A 25,897-nucleotide genomic window follows, 5' to 3' on the forward strand; every position below is an offset into this window, starting at 1 on the left:
AAACCGAAGAATTATTATTCTTCCAATCTGCTCACTGTTGCATTCAATTAATAAAAAAAGATCCCGGATTGAAAAAAACCTATAATAATTATCACAATCGAAATAAATCGATTGTTAGAGGGGACTTCATATTGAGAACGCCAATATGAAGCAGGGCATCTGCGGTATACGTCGCGCAGAGAAGCGTCAACGCCTGGTATCCGGCCCATCTGGCCATAGCGATCAACAGGGCGTCTGTTCATAATGCATACCGGGTTTTACCTTGTAAACCAGTCTAGGCCATTAATTAAAAGGAATGAACTTGAATAATTTTGGAAAAATTATCGCCGGCTTCGCGGTCTGTTTCGCATCATCGACGGCGGTCGCGCAAGGCGCAAGTACCGAAAAAGTGGATGTGGTTATTGAAAACGGATTTGTGTTCGATGGTACTGGCGCACCGTGGGTTAAGGCAGACGTGGCCATCACGGGCGATCGCATCCAGGCGGTCGGCAATCTGCGGAATGTGAGTGCAGCCCGGCGGATCGACGCTACCGGCCTTTATGTGTCGCCGGGTTTCATCGATCCTCATACTCATGCCGGCGATGGTCTGGTAAAAAGTGATTTGGCTGGCGCGGAACCGCTTTTGGTCCAGGGGCTGACAACCGTCATGATCAATCCTGACGGCGGTAGCGCGCAAGAGGTCGATCCCGTTGACATTGCAGGTCAGCGTGAAGTGCTTCTCGGGCATGGCGTGGGGATCAATGTGATTCAACTTGTGCCGCACGGGATGGTTCGGCGTGCGGTAATGGGTGACGTGGATAAGCACGCAAGTGCGGAACAGCTGGATAAAATGCGCGATTTGGTTCGCAAGGGGATGCAGGACGGGGCTTTCGGGATGTCCAGCGGACTTTTTTATGTGCCGGGATCGTTTGCTGATATTTCCGAGGTCGTGGAACTTGGTAAGGTGGTTGGGGAGTATGGCGGTGTCTATACCAGTCATATCCGGGATGAAAGCGACTATTCGATCGGACTGATTCCGTCTGTCGACGAGGTCATCAAGGTCGCCCGGGAAGCCAAGATTCCCGGGATCGTGACCCATGTCAAAGCATTGGGACCCAGAGTTTGGGGCTTCTCCGAGGCGATCACGCAACGGATCGAACAGGCTCGTGCGCAAGGCGTGGAGATGTGGGTCGATCAGTATCCCTACGATGCTTCCAGTACAAGCCTTTCGGCCGCACTCATTCCCCGCTGGGCAATGGCAGGCGGGACGTCGAAAATGCTGGAAAACGTCAAGGACGCCAAGGTTCTGGAAAAAATACGGCCGGAAATCGAGAACAACCTGGCCCGTCGCGGTGGTGCGGACCACATTCAGCTAACCACTTTCGGTCCGGATACTTCTTTGGAAGGGCGGAAATTAAGCGACATCGCTGACAAACGCGGCAAACATGCCATCGATGCCACGATCGAACTACTGAATGAAGCAAATGGAAAAATCAATATTGTTTCTTTCAATATGCTCGACAGCGATATTGAGTCATTTATGAACAAGCCTTGGCGCATGACATCGTCGGACGGCAGTCTGGTGGCCATGGGTAAGGGAGTGCCACACCCACGCGCCTATGGGGCATTTCCACGGATGATTGCCAAATATTCACGAGACGATAAGGTGGTTCCGCTGGCGACAGCCATTCACTCCATGACGGGACTTCCGGCCACTGTGCATCGTATGAAGGACCGAGGTTTTCTCTTCGAGAAGATGTATGCCGATATCGCTATTTTTGATCTTAAGGAAATCCAGGATACCGCGACATTCGACAAACCGCATCAACTGGCCAAGGGCATGAAGTATGTTTTTGTTAATGGACAGTTGGCGATTGATGATGGTAAGTACAATGACAACCGCAATGGACGGGTGCTGAATCGCAAAGGTGAGGATTTTGGCAGGAAGTAGGCGTACAGGCCTATTGCATTGAAACCTTCGCCTGTGCAAGTCACCAGCGCAGTTGCAAAAGTATCGACCAGCGAGAGTGCAGCGACTCTCGCTGGTCGACTTCAGGAACATCCAGGGTTTCGACGCTAAAGGTAAGTGCCAACCGAAGCAGGGTAAGGACTAACTGCAACTGCGGTGGTCAATATCCGGACGAACGCGGCGCTATAAAGCGCCGCACCTGATTTCATCAAACTCACATCACGGACGATGCCCGCCCCGGCGTCCGCGCAATAGCTGTCCCGGCAGGTCGCCCGTTGGCCTGCCGTTCTCGAATGTCGTTTGTCCATTGACAAGCGTTGCCACATAGCCATCTGCCCGTTGCACCAGACGTCTTCCGCCGGCGGGCAGGTCGTAGGCCATTTCCGGTCCGTACAGACGAATGGCGTCGGGATCGATAATATTGATATCCGCTTTATGCCCTTCGACCAGCAGGCCACGATCATGCAAGCCATAAACGCGGGCGGTGTCTGAGGTTTGCCGTTTGACAACCCATTCCAGCGGCAATTGCGGCCCTCGCTTGCGGTCTCGCGCCCAATAGCTCAGCATAAACGTGGGCATGCTGACGTCGCAGATATAGCCGCAATGCGCGCCGCCATCCGAGAGGCTGTTCACGGTATTTTCGTGCAGTAGCAACTGGTGCAGATGATCCAGATTTTCATAAGAGTAGTTGAAAGATGGGAAATACAGAATGGCTTTGCCGTCATTTTCGAGCATCATGTCATAAATGATCTCAAGGGCAGGATGACCGCTGCGAGCAGCGATGGCAGCGACGCTTTCCTCTGGCAATGGTTCATAGTCCGGATTATCGCCCAGCGGGTAAATCTTGGAGAATGTACTGAACAGGCGCTCAGCACGACGGTCACGCAAACCGGCCTGTTCATTCATGATTTTGCGTCGAATCTCCGGTTTGCGCAGTGCGGCGATCAACTGATCGGGCGGCAGATGTTGCATGGCCTGGAATGTCGGATGTGCGATGAAAGGGTGCAAGGTACTCTGCCATGAAAACAGGATACCTAATGGCCTGCCGCTAATGCCGCCCATCAGCGGGATTTTTTCGTCCCGGGCCTCATCCAGACTCTCTGCGATTCGCTTCCATACATCCGGAGCGCCGTCAGTCTGCTGCAAATTAAAAAGCACGGGCAAATTGTTATGACGTGCGAGCGCTTTCAGCCATGGCATTTCCTGCTCCATGGCGGGGTGATTTCCCGTCATCTGAAAAACGCCATAGCCCAGCTCGCCCATCATAGTACCCAGGGCCATCAGTTCGTCTTCCGTGGCAAAGGTGCCAGGTGGATACTTGCGTTCGTCATATTTGTGCAGGAACGTGCGTGCGGTGGAAAAACCAACGGCGCCGGCTTCGAGCGCTTCGCGCAAAATATCCCGCATGGCGATCAGATCTGCCGGCGATGCCTCATCATGGTGTATCGCCCGGTCTCCCATCGTATAAGTCCGAAGTGCAGAATGAGGCACCTGTGCACCGATATCCAGTGCCTTCGGACTTCTGTCGAGCGCATCCAGGTATTCCGGAAATGTTTCCCAGTCCCAGCGAATGCCCTCGGATAACACCGATCCCGGGATATCTTCGACTCCCTCCATGACCTTGATCAGCCAGTCACGGCGTTCGGCTTTCACAGGCGCAAAGCCGACGCCACAGTTGCCCATGATCGCGGTAGTCACACCATGCCAGGTGGAAGGGCTCAGATAAGGATCCCAGGTTGCCTGCCCATCATAATGGGTGTGAATATCAATCCATCCGGGCGTCACCAGACAGCCTTGTGCCTCAATGACGCGCGCTGCATTCGATCCTTTTCCGCCGACGTTTACGATTTTTCCATCGCGAATACTTAAATCGCCTGTGTATGTGGCAGCGCCGGTTCCGTCAACCAGGGTACCGCCACGGATCAAGATGTCATCCATATGTATTCTCCAATCATTCAATTTTGATACCGGCGCTACGAATTACTTCGCCCCATCGTTCATAATCCTTGCGCACGATGTCGGCATACGCTTTCGGGCCGGCACCACTGACTTCGTTTCCGTTGGACTCGATCATTTTTACGATCCCTGGCGACTGAAGAGCCTTGCGAAACACGGTTGCGATTTTTTCAGCGAGTTCCGGTTTCAGATTTCCCGGAGCGAATAGCCCTTGCCAGCCAACAATATCCAGGCCTGGCAAACCTTGCTCCCCGAGTGTGGGCAGGTCCGGTAGCACCGCCAAACGCTTATCGGTCGCCGGTCCAAGCAGCTTCACTTTTCCTGCCTTCCAGTTCTGGACTGCGGTGGATGTGCCGTCAAAATAGACATCTACTTCGCCTGCGAGCAAAGCGCGGCTTGCATCTGCCGTTCCTTTATAGGGTACGTGCACGATGTCTATTCCTGCTGCTTTTTTTAGAATTTCACCGTTCAGATGTGACGTTGACCCGATACTGTATGATCCGAAATTGAGCTTGCCCGGGTTTTTCCTGGCGTAGTCGAGCATTTCCTGCGTGGTGTCGAAAGGCGCATCTTTATTGGCTTCCAGCACTGTCGCAGAGCGAACGACCTGGATAACGGGCGTGAAATCCTTGAACGGGTCATACGGCAGTTTTTCGAACAAATGCGGGTTTTGGGTATGCGTGACAACAATGGTGTATAGCAGGGTATAGCCGTCGGATCGGGCGTTGGCCACTTGCTGGGCACCGATAAGCGTTCCTGCGCCGGCTTTGTTGTCAATGACCACTGGACTGCCGGTTTGTTCAGTGACTTTTTGTCCCAACATGCGGGCCAGGGCGTCAGAGCCCGAGCCTGCGGGAAAGGGTACGACAATTGTGATAGGTTTTTCCGCTACTGGCCAGTTGTCGGTATCTGCCGAGTGAACTGGCAAAGATACACAGGAAAGAACTGCGCTCGACAAAAATGCTGCCGAAAGCTTGAGCAGCGAGGAAATCTGCTTCTCCTTTTTCATTTATGTCTCCTTTTTTCATTATCGATATATAAATAAATTGAGGCGGCGATTTATTAGTAAGAGTAGCTTCCACCTCCAACTGCAACTTCTTTGCACTTTAGTCTTGCATGCGTTTAAAATCAAATGCATATTTACGCCGATCTCCATGAGAAAAACTCATAATGCTTAGTTTACGGGCTCTTAATCATTTTTCTGTCCTGGCATCCGAGAGCAGCTATTCTCGGGCTGCTGCACGATTGCACATTACACAGTCAGCGTTAAGTCGCAGCATTCAAATGCTGGAAAACGAAGTGGGGTTCAAGCTTTTGGACCGGTCACAAGCGGGAATTCTGTTGACCAAATCAGGAGAGTCGGTTCTGCTTCGTGCGCACCGAATTCTTGCAGAGGCCGCGGCGCTGGAACATGAAAATAACATGATCAAGGGGCTCGATTCCGGCGAGGTGTCATTTGGCGTTGGCGTGTTCCCCGCGGCGTGCTTTCTGTCGCCGCTGCTTACCCAACTGGCCCGCGATTACCCCGGGTTCAATGTGCAGGTCGAGATTGACAGCTGGAAGCGGTTGCATCAAATGCTGGATACCGACAGACTGGATTTCGTGGTGGCGATTACGCATAGCCTGCCCCCATCTGACGGTTTCACGGTTCGGCCTTTGCCGGCGCAACATGGGGGGCTGTTTGTTCGTGCCAATCATCCCTTGCTGGCGTTGAAGCGGTCAGCACTTAGAAACGCTTTAGCTGATTATCGTATTGCGGCCACCCATCTACCACCGCGCGCTCGGGCACAGTTGGCGGCAACCTACCGCATCGCCAATCCCGATGAACTGCCTATGGCCCTGCAGTGCAATAGTGTGGAAGCGTTGCGCAGCGTCGCCCTCAATAGCGATGTTGTCTTGTTTTGCATGCAGGAAGCAATTAGGCAGGAACTTAGATCAGGTCATTTGGTACAGTTGCCTCTTTCCTATACCACAAAATCGGCGCTTACCAGCGGCATTATTCATTCGACGCGACGCAGTTTGTCACCGGCCGCAACGTGTGTGATAGCGCTGATCGAAGAGCATATGGCGGCGTTGTAGCAAGGCTGCAGTAATCGTCGTTGTGGCCCTGGTTGTCCCCATTATTCTCAATTCGCGCTGACTGTAAGGCAAAATCGTTCTGGCTCTTTTTGATGTTATGTTATAACATAACGATTTTTCACTTCGACGTCGATATGAAGCCGGTGTTTTGGCTTTGACTCGATAGTGATATGAAAACCGGATTTGATATGAGTGATGGAAGGAAGCTAGCGGCCAGCTTGATTGCGCTGGTAGTCGGGAGCCCAGGAGCCCAAGCTCAGGCCCAGCTTATGGAAGATGGACGACAAAAAGAAACACAATCGGTTGTTTCAGCGTCGGGTAATGGTTATGTGAAGACTTTGCCAACTATTGTCGTCACTGCGACCGCCAATGAAAGAGTTACCGGCAATGTGCCTGCCAGTATGACGGTTGTCGGGGGCGACCAATTACGCCGGCGCCCTGTGAATGATCTGGCAGATGCGCTCAGAGGCGCTGTTGGAATTAGCCTGGAAGACGTGGGTCAGGGCCGCAGGGGCATTTCGATTCGGGGTATGAGCGGGGAGCATACCCTGATGCTGGTAGACGGACAGCGGATCAGCTCATCATCCTCTGCCATCGCGCACTCGGATATGGAACTGGGCTGGGTGCCGGCCGAGGCCATCGATCGGCTTGAAGTCGTGCGCGGGACAATGTCTTCGCTGTACGGTTCGGAAGCCCTTGGCGGCGTTGTGAACGTCATTACCCGTTCAGCTACCGACCATTGGATCGGCTCTTTGAGCAGCTATGCATTGGCCACTGATCATGGCCTGGGCGGTAATCAATATAAAAACGGATTTTACATTGCCGGGCCGCTGGTACCGGGCCGCCTGGGCCTGAGTGCCTGGGGTGAATTCAGGCGGCGCAATATGTTGCGCGATGCTTCCAACACGACATTGAGCGCTCTGGACCGCCAGCGCGCCGTGACCGGGCATCTTGGCCTGAGCTGGACGCCAGACGCACGTCAGCGCATCGACGTGTCGGTGGACGCGACCAACGAGGATCAGGCGGGTGTATATGGCGGGAGCCGCGATATCCCGTATCAATCAGAGAATGAAATACAACGTCGCCGTTATGCCTTCTCTCACACAGGGGAGTGGGACTGGGGGAGCACCCGGGCCAAGTTGTATCGCAGCACACTTGACCGGCAGATATGGCGCAGCGACGGCGGTCAGGCAAGTGGTCCCAATCGTTTCGTCGATACTGTCTTTGATACTCAAGCAAGTTTTCCGCTCAATTCCATTCATCGATTGACCATAGGCGGGCAGTTCAGGCGGGAAAGCCTGGAAGATCCAAATGTGAATCGCATCGGAAAAAAAGCGCAAAATCATTATGCGCTTTTCGTGCAGGACGAGATGACGCTTGCCGACCGCTGGGAACTGGTGCTGGGTAGTCGTTTTGACCGACACGAGCAGTTCGGGTGGGAGATCAGCCCTCGTGCGTATTTGCTTTTTCATCCTGTAGAAGGCCTGACCCTGAAGGCCGGAGTCGGACGCGGATTCAAGGCGCCAACGCTCAAGCAGTTGTCTGCCGAGTTCGAATCATGGGCAGCGATGGGCGGGCGGGGCGTTATCCGGGGTAATCCCGATTTGCAACCGGAAACCAATCTTTCCTATGAGCTGGGTGCGGCCTATGAGGCTGACACATGGTCGGCCGGCGCAACCTTTTTTCACAATAACGTACGCAACCTGATTGATACCGTCAGACAGCCGACCTGTTTTGCCCCCGGTCGCGTTTGTCTGGCATACGAAAATGTTGCCAGGGTTCGCCTGCAAGGTGTGGAATTAACGGGAGGTGCGGATCTTTCCGCGCGCTGGAGACTGGATGCCAATTATACCTACCTGGATGCTCGCGATCAGATCACAGGGGAACCGATGCCCGATCGTTCCCGGCATCGCGCCAATGCCACTTTGGCCTGGAAACCGCTGGCGTCCTTGTCTACACGTATGCAACTCGAGTATATCGGCGCGCAGTTTCGCTCAGACAAGGAAGGCAAACGTCCCGGCTATGCACTGTTGCATTGGTATATGGATTACGCCTTGAGCCGCAACGTCACTGTACAGGTTGGAGTGGAAAACCTGACCGATAAGCGCCTGGCCAATGATTATATTGGCCTGTACAGTCGGGCAGACGAGGGGCGGCGCTACTTTGTCGGAATGCGGGTGCAGTTCTGATGCGATTGTCTCGATTGATTTGGGGCATTTGCTCTTGCCTGATCATTGGCTTGGTTGGCGTGGCGCCTGTCTGCGTGTCTGCCGGTCCTGTGGTGCAAGTGCTGCACAATAGTTTTGTCTCGGTAGAAAAGTTTCGGCACTTGCAGACTATTGCTGGAAGGCACGGTCTGCAGCTGAAGCATTTCAATGTCGACACGGCGTCGCCACAGGCGCTAAGCGCAGCCGTCGCCAGTGGAGTATTCACCGTGCTGGACACCCCCAGGCCAGGTGACAGATCAATGGTCGAGCAGCGGCTGGCCCAGGCAGAGCAGCAACAAAAGCGTGGCGGCGCTCCTCGCCTGACCGTTGGTGGCGGCCGGCCAGCCTGGACAGGCCTGGAGTCTCCCGTAGGCAGCGCATTGGCCGGGCTCTATGCCGCGGGTGGGCAACCCAATTACGGACGTTTTTTCGCACTGGTCAGGTCAATTCATGAAGGCCTTGCGCCATCCCGTGACTTGCTGGCACCGCCTGAAAAGCTTCCTGCTACAGGCTTTTATCATCCGCAAGCTTCGCGGGTCTTCGACAATGTACATTCCTATCTGAATTGGCATGCATCTGCGTTTTCTCCCTCGGGGCCGAATTCCATTGGCCGGGTGGCATTTTTTATATCCAGGCACACGGTGACAGACTTCGTGACCGGCGAAGTGGATGAATTGATTCGTCGCAGTGAGACTGCCGGCTTGTTGCCTATCGTTTTCTGGGCCGATGCAGATGACCCGAAAGGATTGCAAGCGGCGCTGCAGAACGCTGCGGTGGATGTGTTGGTCAACTTGACTCATATGCGAGGCGGCGCCCAGCGCACGCGCGATTTCAAAGCGTTGAATGTTCCGGTAATCCAGACGCTGCGTTTTCGCGAAGGTGAGGCACTGGACTGGCCTGGCGCACCTAGCGGTGTCAATGCGCGTACTGCCGCTGTTTTCCTTGCCGGGCCGGAAGGATGGGGCGTCAGTGACCCGCAGGTGCTGTCTGCCGCGACAGCAGGGGTAGACAAGCTGCTGCCGCAACAAGCGCAGGCATTGATTGGTAAACTGCGAAGCCTGGTCACCTTGCGACATACTCCTGCTGCAGACAAGCGGCTCGCTTTGCTGTTCTGGAATTACCCGAAGGGTGAAAAAAACCTGGGTGCATCCAATCTAAATCTGCCTCGCAGTATTGTTTCTATTCAGGCCGCATTGGCGGGGCAAGGTTATGACATGGGCGAGCCCGTGAGCGAAAAAGAGGTCATCTACAAAGGTCAACGCATGCTGGGCGCCCTGTACGGTAGCGTATCGCTGGACGAACTAATGGCAGAAGATCTGGCTGCACTGTATCCGCTGTCTGCCTATGAAAACTGGCTCTCTGGTTTGCCGGATGAGCGGCAGAAACAACTGCGCCATCACGGCTTGCCTAGCGACCATCGCACGATACGAGAAATCAACGGTCAACGTCACTTCGTCATTCCAAGGTGGAAGATCGGACATCTGCTGGTCATGCCGCAGATGCCGCGCCATGCCGACGCGGCTAAGCACTACCATGACACCGCCAGCGTACCCGATCACCTCTATATGGCTGCTTATCTATATTTGCAGCAACAATACGCTGCCCATGCACTCATTCACCTGGGCACACATGGTTCCCAGGAATGGCTGCCTGGCAAGGATCGCGGGTTGGCTGCCAGCGATTATCCCTGGATGGCAGTGGGCAGCATGCCAGTGTTCTATCCCTATATTCAGGATAACGTTGGCGAAGCGATCCAGGCCAAGCGGCGCGGGCGGGCTGTGATTATCAGTCACCAGACGCCGCCCTTTGCGCCTGCCGGGCTATACGATCAACTGCGCGATCTGCACCACCTGATTCATGAATATCAGCAGCTTGACGAGGGAATGGTCCGTGAACGAGTGGCGTTGCGTATCCGGGAGGCGGCATTTGCGGCGAATCTGCATCGGGATCTCGGTTGGAATAATCTGCAAGCCGAACGTGATTTTCCCGGTTTTCTTCAGGCCGTACATAACCAGTTGCATGAACTGGCACGTACGGCAACGCCGCTGGGATTGCATACCTTTGGGCAGCCCGCAAGCGACGAGCACCGGGCCAGCACCATTGTGCAGCAGCTTGGAGAACCATTCTATGCGGCCCTGGGTATTGATAGGGAAGAGCTGTTTGTCGAAGATCACGAGCAGCTGAAAAATAATCCAGCCTATCTCGCCTTACATCAACTACTAAAGCCAACCAGTAGCAGTGTTCTGCCTGACCGTATTGCTGATTTTGCCGATCGTGCCAGGGCGAACGATCGGCGTTTACGCGACACGCAGGAAAATGATGCGTTAATTGCTGGACTGGCGGGCGGTTTTATTGAACCGGGCGCCGGTGGCGACCCCGTTCGCAACCCCGATGTAATGAGCGGCCGCAATTTATACGCCTTTGAGGCCGATAAAATTCCCGCGAGAGCAGCCTATGATTCAGCTGCGATGGCTTACGAACAGCTTGTTCAGGCATTCCGATCCGAACATGATGGGCAGTGGCCGCGCAAGCTTGCGTTTAGCCTATGGTCATCCGAGGCGATCCGCCACCTAGGGATCACTGAGGCTCAGATTCTGCATGCGCTTGGCCTGCGTCCGGTCTGGGATACGGCAGGACGGGTCACAGCGCTGGATATTATCCCTGCCAGGGAACTGGGTCGCCCACGAACGGACGTCGTGATTCAGGTTACTGGCGTGTATCGTGACCAATTCGACAGTTTCATGCGACTGCTTGACGACGCTCTGGCCCGCTTGGCCACACTGGAAGAACCTGATAATCCGATTGTGGCCAACAACCAACGGATTGCCGCTCTGTTGCGCCAGCAGGGCATGCCATCGGATCAGGCCGCCGCTGCAGCCCGATATCGTATTTTTGGTAACGCTCCCGGACAGTACGGTACGGGGGTGTCCGATCTGGCCCTACGATCTACCGAATGGAAAGATGATGGTGAACTGGCCCAGCGTTTTCTTGCGAGCAGCAGGCACGTATATGGCAGGGGGCAATGGGGTGCCAGCTTATCGAAAACGAATCTGCTGGCCGAACAACTGCGCGGTACGCAGGCGGCGATTATGTCTCGGTCTTCGAATCTTCATGGTGTGCTCTCAACAGACCATCCATTTGAGTTCCTGGGAGGTTTATCGGCGGCGGTACGACACATTGACGGTCAGGCTCCGCAATTGCTGATTTCCGATTTGCGTGACGGCCGGGTAAACACAACCGGATTGGCGCGTTTTCTAGGCAATGAGCTGCGCGCACGTTATTTAAATCCGCAATGGATTGAATCCATGCAGCAGGAAGGTTACGCCGGCACGCTGCAGGTGCTCAATGTTACTAATAACTTGTTTGGCTGGCAGGCCATGGATCCGGCGTCAGTGCGTGACGATCAATGGCAGGCCATGTTCGACACCTATGTGAACGACACGCGAGAACTGGGTACACGCGACTGGTTCGAGCAGCACAATCCTACGGCGCAGGCGCAGATACTCGAACGGATGGCCGAAGCCATGCGCAAGGGTTACTGGAATGCATCCGAGCAAACGCGGCGTGACCTGGTCCGGCGCTGGCAGCAACTGGCTGAGCAGTTCGACGTACACACCGGCGCCGAGGCGACGCGCCGCTACATTGCTGATGTTGCTCAGGGCTTTGGTTTGACTTCAGGCGCAGCGCCCGACATGGATGCAGGGCTTACCCAAGACCAATCGCCGGATAGTCAGGGATCGACTGAGCAGGAACTACAAGCTGTGCATGGGCAGATTCTGGAGCGTGTGGAGGTTCAAGCCGAACCTTCTCCGGAAACGCCACTGGTTTTACTCCTGCTGCTATTTGTAGCGGTGACGGGCGGCGTCCGACAGTGGTGGGCCGGCCGTCACACACACATCACACAGATTTGACCCGAGCTCATTCCCGTTTTTCCGATCAAGCCCTATAACCCGAGACAACCTTATGGATTTTTTTGCCGATATCGAACACGTGCTTTACGCAGTCTCCCGCGTTTTTCTTATGCCGGTACTGTTTCTCATTGTCTTGTCTCTGCTGTATGCGGTGGGGATGCTGGGGGCGTTTTTGGTTGAAGGCTGGCAAAGGCGCCGGCAGGCAAGCGCCGATAGGCTGCTGAAACAGGCCAGACACTATCTACAGCGCCAGGCAATATCTTCTGGTGATCTGGAACTCTATATCCTGAAACAGCTGGAATGGCTGCGAATTGTGTCGCGCACGGCACCGATGCTGGGCCTTATTGCCACCATGATTCCGATGGGGCCTGCATTGCTGGCGCTGGGCAATGGCGATGCGACGGAAGTCGGCAAAAATATGGTGGCCGCGTTCTCGGCTGTTATTCTCGCGCTGCTGGCTGCCAGCCTTTGTTTTTTCATCCTCACCATACGCCGCCGTTGGCTGCTGCAGGATTTGCATCGGGCTGAACGTACCCTGTTATTGCAAGAGGAGTCGGCGTAATGCGTTTCCTTGAAGACGACGACACCGACCCCATGCTGTCGGTCGTCAATCTTATTGACCTGTTTCTTGTCATCATTGGGCTGCTGATGATTGTGATCGCACAGAATCCGCTGGGTCCATTAGCCCGGGAGAACGTGGTGGTGGTAGAGAACCCGGGTCAAGCTGACATGCGCATTACGGTCAAAGAGGGCACGGAACTGACACGTTACGAATCCAGTGGCAAGGTTGGTGAAGGACAGGGGGCACGCGCGGGCGTGACCTATCGTTTAGATGACGGCCGGATGATATACGTGCCGGAAAGTGGGGCTAAAGAACTCATTCAGTAGCATCTGAACGGCCAAATCAGTTAGGGTATACCCCTATTTGCATACCTATGCAAGAAATTGAACATAGCACAACTTCAATTTTATTCACAGCTAACGCCTGAGACTACACCACTATGATCCACTATCTGAAACGAGGCCGCTCGGCCGAAGTCAAAACCGACGATGACGCCAAAGTGCGCGCCACAGTCGAAGAAATTATTCGCCGTATTGAGCAGGACGGTGATGAAGCTGTCCGTGAATACAGCCGTAAGTTCGACAACTGGGATCCGAGCGACTTTCGCTTGTCTCGTGACCAGATCACTGCAGCACGCAAGCAACTGTCTGCACGCGAAATCGAAGATATTGCGTTCGCCCAGAAACAGGTTCGCAATTTCGCGCAGATCCAGCGAGATTCCATGAAAGATGTGGAAGTGGAGACTTATCCGGGCGTCGTTTTAGGTCATAAGCACATCCCGATGAATGCGGTGGGCTGTTATATTCCCGGCGGCAAGTACCCGTTGCTGGCATCGGCCCACATGAGTGTGCTCACCGCAAAGGTGGCAGGCGTCAAGCGTATCGTTTCTACGGCGCCGCCGTATCAGGGCAAGCCGCATCCTGCCATTGTTACTGCGATGGACATGGCAGGCGCCGACGAAATTCTGGTGCTCGGCGGCGTGCAGGCCGTTGTTGCCATGGCCGTTGGTACACCCAGTGTTGCTCCTGTGGATATGCTAGTCGGTCCTGGCAACATGTTCGTTGCCGAGGCAAAGCGCCAGTTGTACGGTCGCGTAGGCATTGACCTTTTTGCGGGGCCTACCGAGACGCTGGTCATTGCCGATGACAGTGTGGACGGCCAGCTGTGCGCCGTCGATCTGCTGGGTCAGGCTGAACATGGCCCCACATCGCCCGCTGTATTGTTGACAACTAGCGAAAAGCTGGCCCGCGACACGATGGCCGAGATCGAGCGCCAACTGACGATATTGCCCACCGCAGCCATTGCCAAGAAAAGCTGGGAGGATTGTGGTGAAGTCATTGTCTGCGATACCGATGAAGAAATGCTTCGCGTTGCCGATGAGCTGGCTTTTGAACATGTGCAGGTCATGACGCACGATGTCGATTATTTCTTGAACAACATGACAAATTACGGGGCGCTGTTTTTGGGCCCGCGTACAAATGTGAGTTTTGGCGACAAGGTCATCGGCACCAACCATACGTTGCCGACCAACCGCAATGCACGCTATACGGGCGGGTTGTGGGTCGGTAAGTTTTTGAAGACCTGCACGTATCAACGCGTGCTCACTGATGCGGCCAGCGTCACCATGGGTGAATACTGTTCCCGATTATGCCATATGGAAAACTTCGCAGGTCACGGCGAACAGGCGAATATTCGGGTACGGCGTTATGGCAATCGTCCCGATTTGCCTTGGTATGAACCGGTAAAGGATCAGGCATGATCGAACTGCCCAAAAGCCCGAGTTTTCGGCTGGACGGCAAACGCGCACTGATAACAGGTGGCAGCAGCGGCATCGGGCTGGCTGCGGCCACCGCGTTAGGCCGCGCTGGCGCCCATGTAACACTGGCGGCGCGCCGGGCAGCCGAACTTGAAAGCGCGTGTACAGCCTTGCGTGACAGCCAAGTCTCGTGTGATTTCGTGGTATTGGACGTGACACGATCGGCAGATGTTGACGCTGCCGTTGCGGATGCATCGCCATACGACATTCTTGTTAACAACGCGGGGATGAACCGACCTGTGTCTCTGGTCGAACAGAGCGATAACGACATTGATGACGTATTTGACCTGAACGTAAAGGCGGCGTTCTATACCAGCCGGGCAGTGGCACGTAAACTGCTGGCGGCCAAGCGCTCCGGCTCCATTATCAACATTTCATCGCAGATGGGCCATGTAGGAAGTGCGCGACGGGTGTTGTATTGTGCGAGCAAGCATGCCATGGAAGGCATGACCAAAGCGCTGGCATGGGAATTGGGGGCAAATGGTATCCGGGTAAATTCGATCTGCCCCACCTTTATTGAAACGCCTATGACCGCAGCGATGTTTGACGAGCCTGGCTTTAAGCAGTGGGTTTGCGAGCGAATTGCGCTGGGCCGTCTGGGTCGGGTCGATGAGGTTATGGGGGCAGTGGTATTTCTGGCCAGCAGTGCGTCCAGCCTGATGACAGGCAGCGCCCTGATGCTGGATGGAGGATGGACCGCAGCATGAAGACCGCACCACGCGCGCAAGATGTGGCTGATCTGGCGCAAGTATCGCAATCGGCGGTCAGCCGCACGTTCACACCAGGGGCCAGCGTATCCGAAAGCACGCGTAACAAGGTGCTGGCAGCCGCGCAGCGCCTGGGCTACCGGCCAAATGCCCTGGCCCGCAGTCTGATCACGCGGCAAAGCCGCATCGTGGCACTGGTGATGAGCTATCTGGAGAACCAGTTTTATCCATTGGTCATTGAAAAGCTGTCCCAGAAGCTGCAAAAGCAGGGTTATCACGTACTGATGTTCATTGCAGATATTGACGAGGGCGCCGACGGGGTTTTGGCCGATATCCTACAATACCAGGTCGAGGGCATCGTCATGGCGTCAACTATGTTGTCACCGACATTGGCCAAAAGTTGCTCGGACTTGGGGGTGCCCGTCGTGCAGTTCAACCGCATCTCGGATTTGGGCGGACTGACACGCTACGCGACCAGTTCAGTGACGTCGGACAATGCGGCTGGCGGTCGGCTGGCTGCTGAACTGTTAGTGGCAAGGGGCTACAAACGAATCGCGTTTCTGGCAGGACTGGAGGATTCATCAACCAGCCTGGAACGTGAGCGTGGCTTTAAGCAGGCGCTGGCCAACTTGGGGACAGGCGTGTCTTATCGCGATACGGGCCACTACAGTTTTCACGGGGCTCAAGAGGCCATGCGACGTCTGTTTGCCCATGCCGATCGTCCTGATGCGGTGTTTGTCGCCAACGATCACATGGCTATCGCAGCCATGGACGTGTTGCGCCAGGAATTTTGCTTGCGCGTACCCGAAGACGTGGGTGTGATCGGTTTTGACGATGTTCCCCAGGCGTCCTGGGGGGCGTACCAACTGACCACCGTCTATCAGAGGGTAGAACCCATGGTAGACGCTACGGTTGAGCTTTTGCTCGAGCAGATGCGTGGTGAAGTGCGAGCGCGTGAGATCGTGGTTCCGTGTATGTTGGTGGAAAGAAAAACAGTCAGGCCCGCGACATAGCGGACAACTAATTAAATTTTAAGTCGCGGGTAATTTAGCCCGTGACCAGGAAAATGGAGATTGTAATATGAAAAAACGAAACCTGTTCTCAGGTGTATTATGCGCAGCCGCGCTGCTGGCTATCGGCCCAATCGCGCACGCGCAAAGCGCCACCAAATGGCCTGAAAAACCCGTGAGATACATCGTGCCTTTTTCACCGGGTGGCGTATCTGATGGGGTGGCGCGATTGCTGGCTGAGCAATTGTCCAAACAACTCGGACAGAGCATGATCATTGAGAACAAGCCCGGTGTATCCGGCATCCTGGGCACGCAAACCGTAGCGCGGTCTGCACCAGACGGCTACACGATCATGGGGGGCACAATTACCACGCACGCAGTCAATCCGTTTTTTGTGAAATCCTTAAGTTACGACCCCGTCAAGGACTTTACACCCGTCGCCCTTGTCGGAATGGTCAGCAACGCGTTGGTTGTGCGTGCAGATAGCCCCTACAATAGTGTGCAGGATGTGATCGATGCTGCGCGCAACAAACCTGGCGCATTAAACTACGGGACGGCCGGACCGGGTACGTCGCAACACCTTTCTGGTCAGTTATTCCAGTCCATCACCAAGACCTCATTGCAACAGATTTCTTACAAGGGCGGATCGCAGGCAATGGTGGATCTGATAGGTGGCCAGATCGATCTGATTTTCGAAACAGTGGCGGCGGCCCGGCCGATGATAGATTCCAAGCGCGTCAAAGTATTGGGTGTGACTTCGGCCACGGCACTGGCGGATCTGCCCGGCGTAAAACCACTAGCCGAGCTTGGCGTGCCCGGCTTTGAAATGCAGTCGTGGCAGGGTGTTTTTGCCCCTGCAGGCACGCCGCAAGCGATCGTTGACAAACTGGCACGTGAAGTCGCGATCGCAGTTAAGATGCCTGAATTTGGCGCAAAGCTGCGGCAGTTGGGTGTAGAGCCCGATGGTCGCGGCAGCAAGGAATTTGGGGCTTTTCAGACTGCTGAAGTTCAAAAGTGGCACAAGGTCGTCCAAGAGGCAGGCATAAAGGCCAACTGATAAGACAGAGAAAGGGAAACAGGTATGACAGAGTCTCATTATTCGCTGGACGGCCGATTGCCGGCGTTGCTGCGCGGACAGCAGCGTGTGCGCGGTTTATTTAACGGGCTGCCCAGCCCTGCAATCGTCGAGATGTGCGGTTACGCAGGATTTGATTTTATTATCATCGACAATGAACACGGCAGCGCCGATCTGGGCGTGACCGAGAATATGCTGCGGGCCGCACGCGCCAGCGGCATTATCCCGGTTGTGCGGTGTTTCGCTCACGACTTGCCACGTGTATTGGACATGGGGGCCAGTGCGGTGCAAATTCCCATGGTGGAGTCGGTCGAGCAGGCGCGGGAATTGGCCGCGCGCGTGTTTTATCCGCCCAAGGGCATACGAGGCAGTGCATTCAGTACACGAGCAGCAGGATACGGGGCGTTTAGCGGTGCTGGTCACACGCAGCGCAGTAACGAGGGCATCAGTCTGATCGTGATGTTAGAAACGCCCCAGGCGATCGCGCAGGCGTACGATATCGCAAGTGTAGAAGGCGTCGATGCCGTGTTTATCGGCCCGAATGATCTGGCGCATGCCATGGGGCATGGCAGCGACTGGAACGCGCCGCCAGTGCAGCAGGCAATCCGGCAAGGGCTGGCAGCCATAACGAGCGCCGGCAAGTGTCCGGGCATCATTGCGCTGACACCTGAAGATGAAGAGAAGTATGCAGCACTGGGTGCCAGGTATTTCGCCAATGTAAGTACTGCCTTGATAACCCGTGCGTTCAAACAGGCGGCCAGCAAGGGAGACGAAGCGGCACTACGCTATTGAGTCGCACGTTCCCGTTCTGCACACGAGCCAGTCGTATTATCCTAACTATACCGGGACTCATTAGACGGGCACGGCGAGTTTCTGACACCCGGACGTGTGTCGGCAGGCGTACGTAGTGTTGGTTCGGTGGTGTCAATATGCGCTGACTGAGCAACAGGGCACCGTCGCTCCGCTATAAGCATCGCGTGTGACAGCACCGCAGGTGTTCAATTGCATTGAATACCCCTTTAGCCGGGCTTTACCCCGCCGATCGGCGGTTCTGCGTCTAGCGCGTCGGCAAACTTTCGCATGGATTTGACGAACGCATCAAGCTCGTCTTTGCTCCAGTCCTTGAAGATCGCATTGGCCATGCGTTCTCGTGCAGTGTCGATGCTTATGATTGTCGCCAAAGCGGCTGCCATGCCGGTGAGATTTACTTCTTCCGATTACGCCACTCTGGTGGTGCCGCGTCGTTCGCAATGTCTGAAAGTCGTTTTTCGCCGAACAATTGTAGCAACATATTTTCTGCGGAAATCGATGTCTCTTTAATGTGTCGATTCACCGCCGCCTCTACGGGGCAAGAGGGTTTGTCATGCACCGGGCCGAACACAAATGGCGCGGTATATCCAATGGCATCGTAGACATCTCTCATCGTAAGTTCATTGAGATCACATGCGAGCGTCCAGCCACCGCCCGGACCACCGGTCGACTTTACATGGCCAGACTCACGAAGCACAGCCATGGTGCGTCGAACTACGACAGGGTTCGTTTGAAGCATTTGTGCAATCGTATCTGAGGTGGTTGAGCCCCCGCGAAGATGCATATGGATCAGAATGTGCAGAAGTCGAGCGAGTCTGGTATCGCGTTGCATGAGTCGAAGCCTGAATATTCGTAACTTTTTATGTTACGCTATTTGGACGTTTTTGTGTAAATTTAACCCTTTGCCAGAGCAACCATGAACACATATCGTCAAACATTTATTGCCGCTAACGGAATCCGTCTGCACGTCGCAGAACAGGGTGAAGGTCCCTTGGTTATTCTCTGTCACGGTTTTCCAGAGACATCGCATGCTTGGAGGCACCAACTGGCGGCATTAGCTGACGCGGGCTACCACGCAATCGCTCCAGATTTGCGGGGCTATGGAGCTAGTGAATGTCCATCAGCGATCGGACAATACACGTCCTTGGATATCGTGAGTGACCTTGTCGCGTTGATCGATGCCTTGGGAGAGCGCGATGCCGTGGTGGTGGGGAACGATTGGGGTGCAACCATTGCCTGGCAAGCGGCGTTGCTTCGACCAGACCGTTTTCGCGCTGTCGCTGCCCTCGGGGTGCCGATGATGGGTAGGGCGCCAATGGCACCGAGTCGACTCTTTCCGCAGACGGACCAGGTGTGGTTCTACACGCATTATTTCTCTGAGCCTGGGTTAGCCGAAAGCGAACTTGAGCGTAACGTTGGCGCAACATTGCGCAAAATCTATTTTTCCGCCTCCGGTGACATTGGTGTCCGTGACCACGATACGCCCAATCCCTTTGGGCTTATACCGCGAAATGGAGGAATTCTTGATTCTTTGAGTGATCCGCCCGTGATGCCCGCATGGCTTGCTTCCGGCGATCTGGAAAAATTTGTACAAGCATTCAGTATTTCTGGTTTTCGCGGGGGGTTGAACTACTATCGCAACCTTGACCGCAATTGGGAAGTGCAAGCTGCATTTGAGGGTTTGCTCGTTCAGGTTCCCGCCCTTTATCTTGTCGGCGAACGCGACACCGGTCTGGCAATCCCCGGCATGCAGCAAATCATTGACGCCATGCCCCAGCTTGTGCCAAACCTGCATGAATCTCGGTTGATTCCGGGAGCCGGGCATTGGTTACAGCAAGAGAGGCCGGATTGCGTTAACGCTGCTTTGATTAAGTTTCTTGGCCAGCTTTAATGAGCCAGGCGGATACTTGATGTCTCCGCAAGGAATGATGGCCAATGATTGTTGGCGCAATTCGACGACTGAGTATGTTTTCATATATTGATGCGGGGTTTTACATCTTTGCGACAATTTCCCCCACTTTTGCCAACACCGCCTTGTGTACTGTGCTGTTTACTTTGTCGTTTGTGTAATAGGCGGCTACTAATAGCGGCTCGCGTTGGGGCGGCGTGATAATGGCGATGTCATTGCTCGTATCGCTGGCCGCTCCTGTTTTGTCGCCGATACGCCAGTTTGCTGGCAGTCCGGCTTTTAATGCCTGGGAGCCGGTCTGGTTCATCTCAAACATGCGTACCAGTCGTGCGCGAGACTCTGAGGACAATGCTCCGCCCAGTAAAATTTTTTTCATATTCTCGAGCATTGATTCCGGCGTGGTGGTATCCTCGTCGCCTTGCTGGATACCATTAAGTGGCTCAATATGGTCCAGTCGTGTTTTGGTGTCGCCAAGGTTGCGAGCGTAAGCGGTTAGGGCGGCAGGACCGCCGAGTGTGTCAAGTAGTAGGTTGGCTGCGGTGTTGTCGCTCATGATCATTGTGGCTTCGCACAGTTCCAGTACGCTCATGCCTGGCTGTCCGACATTGAGACCGGCTACGGGAGCCCACTGAACAATCGCGGATTTGTCAAATGTGATTCGTTGCTCCAGCAATTCTTTACCGTTATCCACTCGCTTCAATACTGCTGCCGTCAACAGCAGCTTGAACGTGCTACAGATCAGGAAGCGCTCGTCGCTGCGATGAGCAACCCGAGTTCCATTCGCTGTGTCATGAATTGCTACGCCCAGTCTGCCACCGTAATCGCGTTCCAGCACAGTTAACAGCGCTGCCGTCTTTTCCTCGTTTTGTGCAAAAGAAAAAGCGGGTTGCAACAAATAAGCGGCGGTTCCGTACATCGCGCCAGCCAGTAAACGTCTTCTATTCATAAATGTATTTCAATTGTGAGGGGGAGAAAGTGGCAGAATAAATTTTGATGCTCGAGTGATCTTTTGATGACTGATAGGGTACTACACGATTGTATGGAACTAAACTTATGCATATCGTGCGTGTCTCTCATTTTTTGTCTCTCGGTTCCATTGAAGTCCACTCCATGTTTACTCGTCAGACTACCCAATGGCGTATTCAGATTAGGCAGCGGCAGCGACCCTTTCCCACTGGCCGTTCTTTGAATAACCCAGCCAGGTGACCGAGTCTGATCTCAAGAACCGCCCAGCGTCGCTTCTTCCAGGGCGTCGGCAAACTTTCGCATTGATTTGACGAACGCATCAAGTTCGTCTTTGCTCCAGTCTTTGAAGACCTCATCGGCCATGCGTTCCCGTGCAGCGTCGATGCGGTCTGTCATTGCCTTACCTTCTGCAGAGATGACCGCCTCGCGCACCCGCCGATCCAGGGAATTTGCCCGGCGCTTGACGAGTCCGAGACTTTCGAGCCTGGCAACCTGGCGGCTGATGGTGGTGTAGTCGCGTCCCGACCGGTCGGCCAGATCCACCACGCCGATCGGCCCCAGTCGTTCGACCATCACGAGTACCGAGAACAACGCCCGATCCAGCCGGATTCCGGCTTGTTCGATCATCTTTTCGTCGTTCCGTGGGCGGTTCAGCACACTGAGGATGCTGATCAATGATCCATGAACGGATTTCATTTGCTCTGATATATGTGTATCTTGCACATTTTTTCTAAATGACATAATATAACTCCTATTGAGTGCATATTACACATATTGGAGCGACCATGACAAGTCAATTGACTACAGATGTATTAATTTGCGGGGCAGGAACAGCAGGCCTGACATTGGCCATCGACCTTGCACGTCGCGGTGTATCGTTCCGGCTGATCGAAAAGGGGGCGACGCCGTTTGCCGGGTCACGCGGCAAAGGCATACAGCCCAGAACCCAAGAGGTGTTCGAGGATCTTGGTATTCTGGACAAAGTTGTGGCCCGTGGCGGCTACTATCCCCGGCAGCGCCTTCGTCGCGACGATGGCAGCTATGTTGAATCAGCGCTGTCAGTACCAGATGAAGCGTCGCCGGCCGAGCCCTATCAGCAACCGCTTATGCTCCCGCAGTTTCTGACCGAGCAAATCATGCGTGAGCGCTTAAATGAGCTTGGCTACCAGGTGCAGTTCGGTTGCGAGCTGCTCGGCTTCGAACAAGATGCCGATGGCGTCACGGCAAATCTTTCAGGACCAACGGGCCCGCAGACTGTTCGCGCTCGCTACCTCGTGGGCGCCGACGGCGGACGCAGCTTCGTGAGAAAAACACTTGGCATAGGCTTTCCGGGCAAGACGCTGGACGTGCGTGCGATTGTGGCCGACGTGACGCTTACTGGCCTGGATCGAGATGCCTGGCACCTCTTTAACGACGGCGATATGCAGCGGATGGTCGCCATATGCCCGCTGGCCGGCACCGATCTTTTCCAGATCCAGGCGCCGATCTTGCCTGATGAGCAGGCAGACCTGTCGGCTCAGGGGCTGAGCACATTGGTCGCCAGACGAACGGGGCGCGCGGATATCATCGTGCATGCCGTGTCCTGGGCGTCGGATTATCAGATGAGTGCACGGCTGGCAGAGCGCTATCGTGTGGACCGGGTATTTCTGGTCGGCGATGCTGCCCATGTACATCCGCCCACCGGCGGACAAGGGCTTAACACAAGTGTGCAGGATGCCTACAACCTGGGCTGGAAGCTGGCGGCCGCGCTGCGGGATGCGCCCGACGACCTTCTTGATAGCTACGAGGCAGAGCGCCGTCCGGTGGCAGAAACCGTGCTAGGCCTTTCGACGCGGCTACTCAAGGATCAGAAGCCAGGTGGAATGCGCCGCGGACGCGAGACACGTCAATTGGATATCGGTTACCTGGAGTCGCCGCTGGCAATCGAACTGCCGCAGCGCAAAAGGGGCATCCGGGCAGGGGGGCGTGCGCCCGACGCTCCGATTCGCGGCGCAGCAGGCCAGCCATCGCGACTGTTCCAGCTGTTTAAAGGCGGGCATTGGACGTTATTGGTCCAGGCAGAACGACAGCAGATGCCAGGATCAAGAGCGGGAATGCATGTTCACACGATCGGCCCGAAGGGCGACGTGATCGACGCCTGGGGACACATTCGCGATGCTTATGACCTGGGGCCAGGCGAGTGTGCGCTTATCCGTCCGGACGGATATGTGGGGGCGATTGTTGCTACAGACAGAATCGCTGAGCTCGACGTGTACCTGGAACGAATGGGAGTGGGCAACTTGCAGCAGCCACGCCATAGACGGCAATCTCTATTACAATTGCAATAGGAGCCATGAGTGACCATTGACGTTTTACCTAAAGAGGCTGCCGGTGACACGAGGTAGCTTGACTTGAGATTGTCATGTCAGTGAAATACGAGTCCAAGCACGTTTGTTAGTCGAGCAACTTCTTCGTCATCACGATAGACCCGCGTAACGCTTTCCAGTTGAGGGAAATTGTCCTCTGTTATTTCTACATTGAATCGTAAAACCGTATCGGCTCCAACTAGTTTTTCTGCAGACAGGCGAGTGTTTTGTACGTGAAAACGCACATTTTCACCAAATTTACTCTTCAATAATTCGCCGGTTACCTGAAACGCTGTTTGTGAAATAATGGCCACTGGCCAACACGGATACAGGGAAAAGTGTCCTGCACATTGCATTGGGGAGAGCGGCCCAGCGTCGGCATCAAGCCCAGCCTCGTGAAAATCCAAATTGTGAAGGGCAATTGAGTGTTGATAAGGAGAATCTGTCGGAGGAAGATGGTATTCGCTTACATAGTGCTTGAAGTTACGCTTAAACAACGCGGGTGAAAGAATGACATAATCACATATGAGTTCCGCTACCGCTTCGCTGCCCCAAGCCTGAGCCGATACCTGTAAAGTTCGCCTGTCGATATTTATCATTTGGGCGCTAGCATAATAAATATCATGACTTGATATTTCATTCATGGATTTGCGGGTGAAATGTGCTTTGGTAGCCAAGTAATATGCTTCCGGCCCATCGTGCAACGCGACTGCTGTACAGCTACCCAGGATAGCCAAATGTCGTCCTAACTCACCGGCGGTAACGGGCCCGGCCTCATACATCAAAGGCTGCTCTGCGGCAAAGTTACCCACCAGCGAATTTTCGTCTTGCCACAGCCGTTCAAAGGCAAAATATGGCCTTTGTATATTTATGCGTTGGGAAACCTCATTCACATCAAAATATTCACGCTGTTGCATTTTGTTCCTACGAGTTCAGGTTCATAAATTGCACACATCCATACGGAAGGCTTTACATAAATTACTATCAAGTATGGCGAGGAATTTTCACAATATCCGAGAGTGTGGTGTAGTTCCTAAAAATATTTCATTTGGCATATTTAAAATACCATACCAAAGCTAAATATTTCTTACTATTCGAACTCTTTTCCTTAAGTATCGTGTAAAAGCAACATATTTAAATGGGGTGTCGACGCTCCAAATCCACGCGTTGCTATGCGTTGTCTGCTACGCGAATCGTTGCGCGAGGCCCACGATATGCAAGATACGCCGCTGCGGCCAGGATCTGTATGCCAATGGCTGCGGCAAAGAATGCGCCTTGCACGCCACCTGGGTAATCATGAGTATTACTTTGCAGCAGGCCAAAGACGGCAGGTGCGAAAGCATAGGTTCCCTGGGCAATGGCTACAGTCAGGGCTACAACTCTGGGCACATCCTCAGGGGCAAAATCCGATTGTGCAACCAGCGGGGGAATAGAGGTGGCATTGCCAATACCGGAACCAAACAGCATGACGCCAAGGGTAAGAAGCCAGACATTGTCTGCGCCAAAAAGAAGCAACGTTGCCGTTCCAAACGCCTGAATCAAATAACCCCCAGCGGCAACGGTACGTCGGTTTCCAAGTTGTTGAACTGCCCGCGCGGCTATAGCGCGGCCACCAATGGCGCAAGCAGTTCCCAGCCCCATGAGCCATCCCATTTGCTGGGCCCCAACCACAGGGGAAAAAATATTGAATAGATGAGCCAGCAAACCGATCTGTGCAAACAGACCAATTGCCATACCCGCAGACAGTGTGATGAAGGCCCAATTGCGCCAAAGTGCGGGGCCTGGCAGCGTCTGGCCGCGACTGGGTTCGAGATGCCGGACTTGAGTTGTGCCAGAACCGTTACCATCTGGCACCTGCCCGGTGTTTTCTGGTGTTTTAGTGAAAACATAGCGGGCCAGCAGCAATACGATAATAATGACCATCACGCCCACGATGCTTGCAGCGCCGGCGAAACCCATCCCGCCAATCAATGCCACCCATAAGGGTGAGAAAATAACTCCTCCGACGCTGGCGCCGTTATAGGCTTTGCTTAAAGCAGCAGGACGATTCTTGTGATACCAGGCAGCAACAATCGTATTGACCGCGACAGCCCCCATCGTTACCCATCCGAGGCCGGTGAGCGTGGCCGCCAAAAACAGCTGCCACGGCTCCTGCACAGTGGACCAGCCAACGACGCCAATAGCGGTAAGGACGGCTCCGCATACCGTCGTTGCGGGTAAACCAGCCCTGGCATATAAACGAGGCAGATTGAGGATCACCAGTGTGCCGACAAGAAAATGCAAGGTGACTGCCAGTGAAATAAGACTCAAGGACCAGTTCGTACGCTGTGCCACTTCTGCTAGATAAATCGGCGGGCCGTAGAACCCGACACCCCAGCCCAAAATAGCCAGCAGGAAGGCAGCACGTATAACCCAAACACCAAAAAACGTCGACGTTTGTTTAGTCTGAGAAGCGCCCATGTAGATTGTCCTTGAGTGTGGAAAATACCGAGTTTGTGTTGAGAGAATACAAGTACATTATGGCGATGAAGGGCGCCAATTGCTACGGCGCAGACCGTACCATGGCATGGGATAACTTTGTTAAAATCATGATATG

At 54.4% G+C, this 25,897-nt stretch carries 21 protein-coding genes; 13 read left to right on the top strand and 8 right to left on the bottom strand.

Going from position 1 to position 25,897, the window contains the following annotated elements:
• Window positions 1–301: 301 nt before the first annotated feature.
• Window positions 302–1,930, top strand: a complete 1,629-nt coding sequence (locus INT32_RS11305) for an amidohydrolase family protein (protein WP_193088826.1) — start codon at window positions 302–304, stop codon at window positions 1,928–1,930.
• A gap of 237 nt (window positions 1,931–2,167) precedes the next feature.
• On the opposite strand, the gene INT32_RS11310 is transcribed toward INT32_RS11305, so the two are convergent.
• Both INT32_RS11310 and INT32_RS11315 read right to left on the bottom strand, forming a co-directional pair.
• The gene (locus INT32_RS11310; RefSeq protein ID WP_193088827.1) at window positions 2,168–3,886 is read right to left on the bottom strand and encodes an amidohydrolase family protein; all 1,719 of its coding nucleotides are present in this window, start codon (window positions 3,884–3,886) and stop codon (window positions 2,168–2,170) included.
• Window positions 3,887–3,899: 13 nt separating this feature from the next.
• Entirely contained in the window at window positions 3,900–4,913 is a 1,014-nt protein-coding gene (locus INT32_RS11315) for a tripartite tricarboxylate transporter substrate binding protein (protein WP_193088828.1), read from the bottom strand.
• A 161-nt stretch (window positions 4,914–5,074) separates the two neighbouring features.
• Between INT32_RS11315 and INT32_RS11320 the strand changes: the two genes are divergently transcribed.
• The 10 genes from INT32_RS11320 (at window position 5,075) to INT32_RS11365 (ending at window position 18,063) form a co-directional block, all read left to right on the top strand.
• Window positions 5,075–5,983: a LysR family transcriptional regulator gene (locus INT32_RS11320; RefSeq protein ID WP_226816921.1), complete on the top strand. Its 909-nt coding sequence runs from the start codon at window positions 5,075–5,077 to the stop codon at window positions 5,981–5,983.
• A gap of 188 nt (window positions 5,984–6,171) precedes the next feature.
• On the top strand, window positions 6,172–8,172 hold the full coding sequence (locus INT32_RS11325; RefSeq protein ID WP_226816923.1) for a TonB-dependent receptor domain-containing protein: 2,001 nt from the start codon (window positions 6,172–6,174) through the stop codon (window positions 8,170–8,172).
• Complete coding sequence (gene cobN, locus INT32_RS11330; RefSeq protein WP_193088829.1) at window positions 8,172–12,101, top strand: cobaltochelatase subunit CobN; 3,930 nt, start codon at window positions 8,172–8,174, stop codon at window positions 12,099–12,101. Before INT32_RS11325 ends, cobN begins: the two co-directional genes overlap by 1 nt.
• A 52-nt stretch (window positions 12,102–12,153) precedes the next feature.
• Window positions 12,154–12,663 (top strand): MotA/TolQ/ExbB proton channel family protein, encoded by a 510-nt coding sequence (locus INT32_RS11335; protein ID WP_193088830.1) that lies wholly within the window; start codon window positions 12,154–12,156, stop codon window positions 12,661–12,663.
• Window positions 12,663–12,989 (top strand): DUF2149 domain-containing protein, encoded by a 327-nt coding sequence (locus INT32_RS11340; protein WP_193088831.1) that lies wholly within the window; start codon window positions 12,663–12,665, stop codon window positions 12,987–12,989. Before INT32_RS11335 ends, INT32_RS11340 begins: the two co-directional genes overlap by 1 nt.
• 113 nt (window positions 12,990–13,102) lie before the next feature.
• Complete coding sequence (hisD, locus tag INT32_RS11345; RefSeq protein ID WP_193088832.1) at window positions 13,103–14,422, top strand: histidinol dehydrogenase; 1,320 nt, start codon at window positions 13,103–13,105, stop codon at window positions 14,420–14,422.
• A complete protein-coding gene (locus INT32_RS11350) occupies window positions 14,419–15,186 on the top strand; it encodes an SDR family NAD(P)-dependent oxidoreductase (protein ID WP_193088833.1) in 768 nt (255 codons plus the stop codon). The genes hisD and INT32_RS11350 overlap by 4 nt, the downstream gene beginning before the upstream one ends.
• Complete coding sequence (locus tag INT32_RS11355; RefSeq protein ID WP_193088834.1) at window positions 15,183–16,199, top strand: LacI family DNA-binding transcriptional regulator; 1,017 nt, start codon at window positions 15,183–15,185, stop codon at window positions 16,197–16,199. The genes INT32_RS11350 and INT32_RS11355 overlap by 4 nt, the downstream gene beginning before the upstream one ends.
• Window positions 16,200–16,266: 67 nt before the next feature.
• Window positions 16,267–17,253 carry a tripartite tricarboxylate transporter substrate binding protein gene (locus tag INT32_RS11360; protein ID WP_193088835.1) on the top strand — a complete coding sequence of 329 codons (987 nt, stop codon included), beginning with the start codon at window positions 16,267–16,269 and terminating at the stop codon, window positions 17,251–17,253.
• A gap of 24 nt (window positions 17,254–17,277) precedes the next feature.
• Window positions 17,278–18,063 (top strand): HpcH/HpaI aldolase/citrate lyase family protein, encoded by a 786-nt coding sequence (locus INT32_RS11365; RefSeq protein ID WP_193088836.1) that lies wholly within the window; start codon window positions 17,278–17,280, stop codon window positions 18,061–18,063.
• A gap of 227 nt (window positions 18,064–18,290) precedes the next feature.
• Here the strand turns inward: INT32_RS11365 and INT32_RS11370 are convergent, their stop codons facing one another.
• The gene (locus INT32_RS11370; protein WP_226816924.1) at window positions 18,291–18,464 is read right to left on the bottom strand and encodes a hypothetical protein; all 174 of its coding nucleotides are present in this window, start codon (window positions 18,462–18,464) and stop codon (window positions 18,291–18,293) included.
• A gap of 11 nt (window positions 18,465–18,475) precedes the next feature.
• Window positions 18,476–18,913: an Rrf2 family transcriptional regulator gene (locus INT32_RS11375; protein ID WP_193088838.1), complete on the bottom strand. Its 438-nt coding sequence runs from the start codon at window positions 18,911–18,913 to the stop codon at window positions 18,476–18,478.
• A gap of 84 nt (window positions 18,914–18,997) precedes the next feature.
• On the opposite strand from INT32_RS11375, the gene INT32_RS11380 reads away from it, so the two are divergent.
• The gene (locus tag INT32_RS11380) at window positions 18,998–19,972 is read left to right on the top strand and encodes an alpha/beta fold hydrolase (protein WP_193088839.1); all 975 of its coding nucleotides are present in this window, start codon (window positions 18,998–19,000) and stop codon (window positions 19,970–19,972) included.
• Window positions 19,973–20,072: 100 nt separating this feature from the next.
• On the opposite strand, the gene bla is transcribed toward INT32_RS11380, so the two are convergent.
• Window positions 20,073–20,906 carry a class A beta-lactamase gene (bla, locus tag INT32_RS11385; RefSeq protein ID WP_226816926.1) on the bottom strand — a complete coding sequence of 278 codons (834 nt, stop codon included), beginning with the start codon at window positions 20,904–20,906 and terminating at the stop codon, window positions 20,073–20,075.
• A 302-nt stretch (window positions 20,907–21,208) separates the two neighbouring features.
• Window positions 21,209–21,697, bottom strand: a complete 489-nt coding sequence (locus INT32_RS11390; protein ID WP_193088841.1) for a MarR family winged helix-turn-helix transcriptional regulator — start codon at window positions 21,695–21,697, stop codon at window positions 21,209–21,211.
• A gap of 44 nt (window positions 21,698–21,741) precedes the next feature.
• Between INT32_RS11390 and INT32_RS11395 the strand changes: the two genes are divergently transcribed.
• The gene (locus tag INT32_RS11395; protein WP_193088842.1) at window positions 21,742–23,283 is read left to right on the top strand and encodes an FAD-dependent oxidoreductase; all 1,542 of its coding nucleotides are present in this window, start codon (window positions 21,742–21,744) and stop codon (window positions 23,281–23,283) included.
• Window positions 23,284–23,360: 77 nt separating this feature from the next.
• Here the strand turns inward: INT32_RS11395 and INT32_RS11400 are convergent, their stop codons facing one another.
• Window positions 23,361–24,218: a hypothetical protein gene (locus tag INT32_RS11400; protein ID WP_193088843.1), complete on the bottom strand. Its 858-nt coding sequence runs from the start codon at window positions 24,216–24,218 to the stop codon at window positions 23,361–23,363.
• Between the two features lie 253 nt (window positions 24,219–24,471).
• Complete coding sequence (locus tag INT32_RS11405; RefSeq protein ID WP_193088844.1) at window positions 24,472–25,761, bottom strand: MFS transporter; 1,290 nt, start codon at window positions 25,759–25,761, stop codon at window positions 24,472–24,474.
• Window positions 25,762–25,897 lie beyond the last annotated feature (136 nt).

It is taken from the genome of Advenella sp. FME57, assembly GCF_014897675.1.
In the GTDB taxonomy this organism is placed as follows: domain Bacteria; phylum Pseudomonadota; class Gammaproteobacteria; order Burkholderiales; family Burkholderiaceae_B; genus Advenella.